Annotated in this window: 6 protein-coding genes and 1 pseudogene; all 7 read left to right on the top strand. The window is 31.7% G+C overall.

Annotation, left to right across the window (positions count from 1 at the left end; genetic code table 11):
- On the top strand, positions 1-579 hold a 579-nt coding region (locus COO03_RS13635; protein ID WP_097897697.1), incomplete at its 5' end, for a GNAT family N-acetyltransferase.
- 845 nt (positions 580-1,424) lie between these two features.
- On the top strand, positions 1,425-2,009 hold the full coding sequence (locus tag COO03_RS13625) for a MarR family transcriptional regulator (protein ID WP_097897695.1): 585 nt from the start codon (positions 1,425-1,427) through the stop codon (positions 2,007-2,009).
- A 1,788-nt stretch (positions 2,010-3,797) separates the two neighbouring features.
- Positions 3,798-4,178 carry a DUF3796 domain-containing protein gene (locus COO03_RS13620; protein ID WP_097897694.1) on the top strand — a complete coding sequence of 127 codons (381 nt, stop codon included), beginning with the start codon at positions 3,798-3,800 and terminating at the stop codon, positions 4,176-4,178.
- Positions 4,147-4,347: a helix-turn-helix transcriptional regulator gene (locus tag COO03_RS13615; RefSeq protein WP_000172689.1), complete on the top strand. Its 201-nt coding sequence runs from the start codon at positions 4,147-4,149 to the stop codon at positions 4,345-4,347. Before COO03_RS13620 ends, COO03_RS13615 begins: the two co-directional genes overlap by 32 nt.
- A gap of 385 nt (positions 4,348-4,732) precedes the next feature.
- Positions 4,733-5,341, top strand: coding sequence for a MerR family transcriptional regulator (locus COO03_RS13610; protein WP_002170141.1), 609 nt, complete (start codon positions 4,733-4,735; stop codon positions 5,339-5,341).
- A 272-nt stretch (positions 5,342-5,613) separates the two neighbouring features.
- Positions 5,614-6,129 (top strand): DUF3231 family protein, encoded by a 516-nt coding sequence (locus COO03_RS13605; protein ID WP_097897693.1) that lies wholly within the window; start codon positions 5,614-5,616, stop codon positions 6,127-6,129.
- 568 nt (positions 6,130-6,697) lie between these two features.
- Positions 6,698-6,924: pseudogene (locus COO03_RS13600) on the top strand (GNAT family N-acetyltransferase); the annotation flags it as partial.

Here is a 6,924-nt window from a genome sequence, read left to right as displayed (position 1 = left end):
GTACCTAGATTTTATATATACAACTTAGATATGCAAGAAAAACTGATTTCTGAATTACAAATAAAGAATTTTGGATTTGAAGAATTAATAAGTCCAGTCCAATTATGGAACAAGAAATTAACTAAAAAAGATAAAAATGAAAAAGTTACTATTGAAAAGGTATCTGAGTTAAATTTTGAAGAAGCTTTAGATATTGAATGTAGTATAAAAGAATTAGGGGGCGAAGTTAGAAAAAAAGTTTTTCAAGATGAATTCCAACATCCAGCATTCACTCACTATCTACTTAGATACAATGGAGTAGCATGTGCCATCGCTTGTATTTTTGAACATGAAAAACAAGCCCGAATGGAAAGTGTAGCTACAATTGAAAAGTTTAGAGGTAAAGGGTTAATAGGTGAACTTATTCACTTTATTCAAAGTGAGGTAATGAATAGAGGACTAGATAATCTTTGGGTGATCCCAATTAACGAAAAAGTAGAAAAAGTGTATGAAAAGTATGGATTTGAAACAGTAGAAAAAATTAAAACGGGACATGCGTTTTTAGAAGGAAAAAGTATTAAAGAAATTCATGAGGGATAGAAAAAATCAATTTATTTTGCTAAAAAATATTTAGTTAACAAGTGTATTGAAAGTAAACTAATATCTAAAAGTTTACATCTAAACCAATTATGGAATATCGGAATCGAATTACTTTTTCATGTTAAAATTGGATAAATGTGGTTTTTCAGAAAGGGGAGATTTTATTGGTGGAGTATTACTGGTGATTTATATTTTGTACTCATTTTTTCTAAAAGATGAAAGTGATTTGAAAGTAATTACTATATTAACCGTCTTGCTTATTACTTCTGTAATTTTAGACAAAAGAAACATAAAAAAACGGATGGATTAGAGGTCGTTTTTTTTATGATTTTCTATCTTAATGAAAGTAAATTTTTAATCAAAAATTTACTTTTATTAAGATAGAAAATCGAGCGAAGCGACAACTGTTTTAGGACGAGAAAATGAAATTTGGAGCCCGAAAAAACAGTATAGGTTGTAGGAATCTCCTACCAAGTCAAAAACGTAGTTTTTGGGGTTTGTCATGACAAACCCCTAGCTTGCCCTTTTCCCTTTCTCCTTTAGAATTCTATACTTAATTGCTACTTTATTCTTGGTTACAAGAATGCTGGTACTAGGCCATGAAAGATAGTTGATGTTAAGCCATCTTTTATTCAAAAGTTTATTTTTAGAAACATAAAAAAGAGTCCTGTATATAGGACTCTTTTTCTTTTAGTTATAACAAAAAAAGCCAATCATGATATAATTGAATTGTCGAGAAACAACTATAATGAGAGGCTTTTTTATTCTTATAAAATTCTAATTACATAATAGCATAAAAAGAGTCTCCGTACTAGTTGTAAATACTAGGAATGGGGAGAAAAGTTATGACAAATACTATCAATTTAAAACAATCTGAAAGAAATTCAAGATTGAGAGATATTGAGAGTTCGAAGATTTTGTCAGAAGAAGAGATGTATTTAGCAAATGAACTTCAAGCAAAGGCTAGTTCACGAGGAATGAAATTAGTTCCTGAACGTAAAGTGAAGAATAAAGCGAAGTTTGTTCAGATCATTCAACAAAACATCCAATATTTATTTGAAATTGATTATTTAACAAATGCTGAAAAGGTATTTTTACTGGATATTTCAATGTGTGTAGGTTTTTTAAGTAATTGTTTAGTTAGTGATATTAATTCTAAAGAACAGATTCCATTAACTCAGCGAGAATTAGCTAAAAAAATCGGAAGACATGAAACGAAGGTTAGTCCATTAGTTAGAAAATTGATTGATAAAGGGATTATAGCTCGTTCAGAAAGTGGTATTGATGATAATAATGTTAGGGCGTATGCTTTGTTTGTAAATCCTCACATTATGTTTTCAGGGAATAGAGATGAAGTCAATCCAACACTTAAAGCAATGTTTAAAAAGGTTCCTAAACCACTTAAAAATTTACCTATCAAATTATTTTAAGTCTACTTTAATTTAGTAGGCTTTTTTTATTAATTTCGTACTTACCAAAAACGGTAAGTTTACTTACCAAAAACGGTAAGTACGAAAAATCCTGAAACCCTTGATATTACTGATTATTTTTCACTTTGATATGCTTGTCCCTTCTCACTCTATATAGAAATAGCTAAAAGTTCCGCAAGGAACGGGTCGTATTTTCTTTCGCTTTGCTACAGAAAATCTCCACCCTTTTCGCTTTGCTACATCCTTGCAAAACTTTTTTCGGCTCGAGTTTGGATATTACCAAGCCGATACATCCAAAAGCAACTATCTAAGATTATCGGCTTGAATTTGTTATTATACGAGCCGAACCGCTCCTGCTATCGAATTATAATTTCACTTACCATACAGATAGATACGTAATACGTGGGGTTTCGCCCCCACACGACGAACCAGCCTCCACCCCAAAAGCAAACGAAAACATTCATTCAAAACTGTTTATTTTTCTATTTAAGCGCATATTTTTGTTTTTACGACAAATAGTATTATTTTAAATTTATATTCTTTAAAAGGGATTCTGGAGCGTCTGAATGATATTTTATATCTTATTGTTGTTTGTTTTTAAATTATAACTTTATATTTACTTATTTTAGACTGATCTCTTTTAGTATTTTAAAGTAATGTTTGATTGCAATTTATTAAAAATATCATGTCCTCAGTAAGTACTCATTTATATTTTTGGGGTCATCATTGAGTGCTCATGCAAAAGAAATTGAGTCATCACCAAGTGCACAGTTATTGATTTTGTATAGTCAATGAGTACTCATTGATAATAATTTCTTGCCCTCATTGTTTTGCTAGGCTTTGCCTAGCCCCACACCTACGGTGGGGGCAAAAACTCCTTATGCTCTTCTCTCTTTTTTGATTCATAATTTCCATTTTTATAAAAGTTTTTATCTTTTCACTAAAATTTACTATATTAAAAAGTTAAAAATATGATTTTAGTTGTGATTTATTGCAAGGTTATTAGAAAACTTTTTGTGGCGTGGCTACGATCCTGGCCGTATAGTCTAGTACCAGTGTTCTTATAACCAAGGATAAAGTAGTAATTAAGTGTAGAATTCTAAAAGAAAAAAAAGAGGAGGGCAAGCTACGGGAGTGGGCGTCCACTCCCCAAAAACGGTGTTTTTGACTTGATAAGAGATTTCTACAACCTTTACCGTTTTTTCGGTCTCAAAATTTCATTTTTTCGTTCTAAAAAAACGGTTGTCGCTTTGCTCGATTTTTAGCAAATGGAAAAAGAGGGGGTATCGCCACTTAGAGAATATAGTGAGAAACAATAGGTTGTTTGGAAAATGATTTTTGAGAATTTATAATCTGAGTCCTGGCGTTTATGCCGCGAAAGTTCCTTGACGATGAGGGGAACCCTCATGCAAACTCACCAGAGGTGGCCCCAGAAGGGCGGTTTTTGCCCGCTGGGGTTGGCTTTGGGAGTTTGAGGGTTCGGAGGCTCGTGGTCAAGGGAACCGTGGAATAAAAAGCGAGGACGGACCCCAGGACAGGGCAAAGACCAATTTCTTCGTCAAGATCCGTTATAGGCTAAGACATTTTCTAACAATAAAATTTCATTTTTGCTACTATAAAAAACAACTAGCCCTTGTAAGAGGTACTAGTTGACGTAAAATTCGAAAGCGGAAGTTAAAAGTATTGGTTTGAAACAAAGATATAAAGTTTCAATTCCTTTTTATTTCGCTCTTTATGTGATATATTTATAACATAAAGAGCGAAATATATCACAAAAGGAGAATTTATATGAAAAATAAACTAGCTTACTTAGGATTTATTGGATTTCTAGGGTTTTTAGGTCCTCTTTCATTTTTAGGTGAAACTTCATTTACATATTACTTTTTCGCTTTCTTTTCTTTCTTTTTATATGCAAAAGTTATACCAGATGAACTTTTTATTCTACATGTTCGCATTGCTGCCACAAAAGCATTTTTAGTATCATTAGTATCAGGTGTTTTATTAATCTTAAGTATTGTTATTTTTGCAGATATACATGTAATTCGATTATTCGTTGCACTTGCAGTTGGAATACCATTAGTTACTTTTGTAATTAATTTAGAAATATTTGAACGTAGAGAAAAGAAAGGGATGCAGGATGACGTTGATTACTCGGATGAAAGAATATAGGGTAAAGTTAAATATGTCCCAAGGAGATTTAGCTAATAAGGTTGGAGTTAGAAGAGAAACAATTGGTAATCTCGAAAACGGAAAATATAACCCTTCATTAAAATTGGCTTACGATATTGCAAAAGTTTTAAAAGCACCAATCGAAGTGTTATTTTGGTTTGAAGACTAGTTTAATTCTAGTACAAGTGAATACAAGAGAAAAAATGATGAATGTTCTATTCATGCTCGGTTAACATAACGCATCATTATCGGTAGCAAGGCAAACGCACAAACCTTTGATACAATTGGGTTTGTGCGTTTTCTCTTTTTATCGTGTTATGCATGATTTTATACATTGTGGAGATACTAAGGTTTTTCAGGTTTACGAATATCCTGTATTAGTACAAAAATTTGTATAAAATCTTGTATAAAAAAGGTAGTTGATTTACTGTGTTCTACTCAGGCCAATTTTAAACTCAAAGGGAATTCTCTTAAATTCTCGAATAATCATTGAAGAGCGGGTGAACGAGCGCCTATAAGAAAATTTGTGATATTCTAAAGAGTGAGGTGATAGCTTGAAAGAATATGAATATGTCTTGTTAAACAAAGAAATGAGTGAACGATTAAATATCGGGGTAAGTACTTTAAGAAAGTGGGCTGCCGCGCTAGAAAAGAACGGATATTACTGGGAGAAAAATGATGATGGTACTCGCTATTATACTCACTATGATCAAGATACACTTATACTGTTTAAAAGTTTAGTACAAGAGCAAAAATTCAACTTAGAACAAGCTGCAAAAGTTATTATATCTAAGCGTGAAGGAAACCGCTCTTCATCAAGAACGGGGGACGCTCTCCAAGAAATACAACAAGAATCTAAAAGCGAAACCCACTCTTCTAGCCGTTCTCTAACTCCTGTGACAAATGAATCTATACAAAGTTTAATAGATTATATAAAAGAGCAAGACAAACTTAATAGACACCTATTAGAAAAAATTGAAGAGATGGAGAAGGAACGAAAAAGTGATAGAGAAATTCTAGAACGTATGGAACATCAACTTACTCGACAAGAAAACCGAGCAAATGAAAGGGATAAAATGTTGATGGAAAATATACGAAGTATTCAACAGCTTGCAATTACAAAACAAAAAAATTCTTTGTGGAATCGTTTATTTAATAAGTAAACAAAAAGGATCACTTCTTATATAACAAAGAGTGATCCTTTTTGTTTACTACCTATAAGTGGTGTTATGTTAACTGAAAGTGTATGTAATATTTATAAGAATAAAATCTTTATAACAGTATATCCTACATCATGTAAGTACTATGTGTGGGTAGGTTGTTTTAAATGAATTATAAGAATTCATTTTCTTTAGTGAAGAACATTTTTAGAAATTTCTTTTCTGTATTAAGAAAAATTTTCAATGGTTTATTTTCTTTAAGGAGGAATATATTAATGGGTGTTTTAAGTGGGAATCCACAACATGAACCAATGCATTACGGAGAAGTCTTTGGAATTTGGAGCTATCTTGCAGCTGCACAAGGTACAATTGCTGGTTATCAAGTTCTCATTAACCATACAGGAGATGAGGACTTAAAGAAATTTTTAGAAAACCTTGTAGAGAATGATATCCAATCAGAAGTTGAAGAATTAAAAAATTTATTGAAATTAAATGGTGTTGCATTACCACCAGCACCTCCAGAAAGACCAGTTGCATCTATTGAAACGATCCCCCCTGGTGCTCGTATAAATGACGCAGAAATTGCAGCAATGGTTTCTGCAGGTCTTGCTGCTGGTTTAGTAGCATGTAGCCAAGCTATGGGACAATCCCTTAGAGAAGATATAGGAATGATGTTTGGTCAATTCCATATGAAAAAAGCACAAGCTGGTGCTGTATTACTTCGTCTGAATAAGAAAAAAGGTTGGATTATTCCGCCTCCATTACATGTTCAACAATCAGAACAAGCATAATACTTAATAGCATCCAATTTCTTTTTTGATTATGGTTATTCTTAATATCCACAAGGCTAAGGACAACTTAGAATTACATAAAAAAACTTCTTAGGTAAGAAGTTTTTTTATGTTCAAATTATATATGCCTTTAGATGTGGAGATTGTCTCGAACTAAGAAGTGTTCTTGTTGTTTTGCACTATTTGAATAGGACGAGCATATATTATATGTAAGACTCCTTTTAAGAAAGAGCATCTATTGGTACAGATGTTCTTTTTTTTGTTGGATAAAATGGATATTTAAATTTTAGGATCTGAAGTAATCAGTACAGCGTAAAATACGAAGTGCCCTCACAAATCTTTTGAAATCAATGATTTGAATGTATGTTTTTCTTAGTGTTTTTTCTTAAAATAAATAAAGCGGACCAAACTCAATGAAATCGATGATTTGAAAGTAAACTAATAGTTGAAAGTTTACATTCATTTTTTCTTGAAAATATTTCAAATAAAAAACTGAAAATTAAAATATTTAAATGTATAATAAGAAAAGAAGATATTGAAGAAATAAATAGAGAAGAGGGAATACCGTATGACTAGTTTAAAAAATGTTCTTGAGCTTGATTTTGCATATCTTGAAACCTTTACTAGCCGAATAGAGAAATCATGGGGGTCTATATTTTGTAATGAAAGCAATCCATATTATTATGATGCAAATCATGCACATGTAAGTGTAGTAAGTTTAAATCCACAAATAATAGTAGATGAAGTAGTGGATTTCTATAAAACTAAAAATATCGTACCTAGATTTTATATATA

Source organism: Bacillus sp. AFS098217 (assembly GCF_002551815.1).
In the GTDB taxonomy this organism is placed as follows: domain Bacteria; phylum Bacillota; class Bacilli; order Bacillales; family Bacillaceae_G; genus Bacillus_A.
The sequence above is the reverse complement of the archived record's forward strand: the minus strand, read 5'-3'. Positions and strand labels throughout refer to the sequence as shown.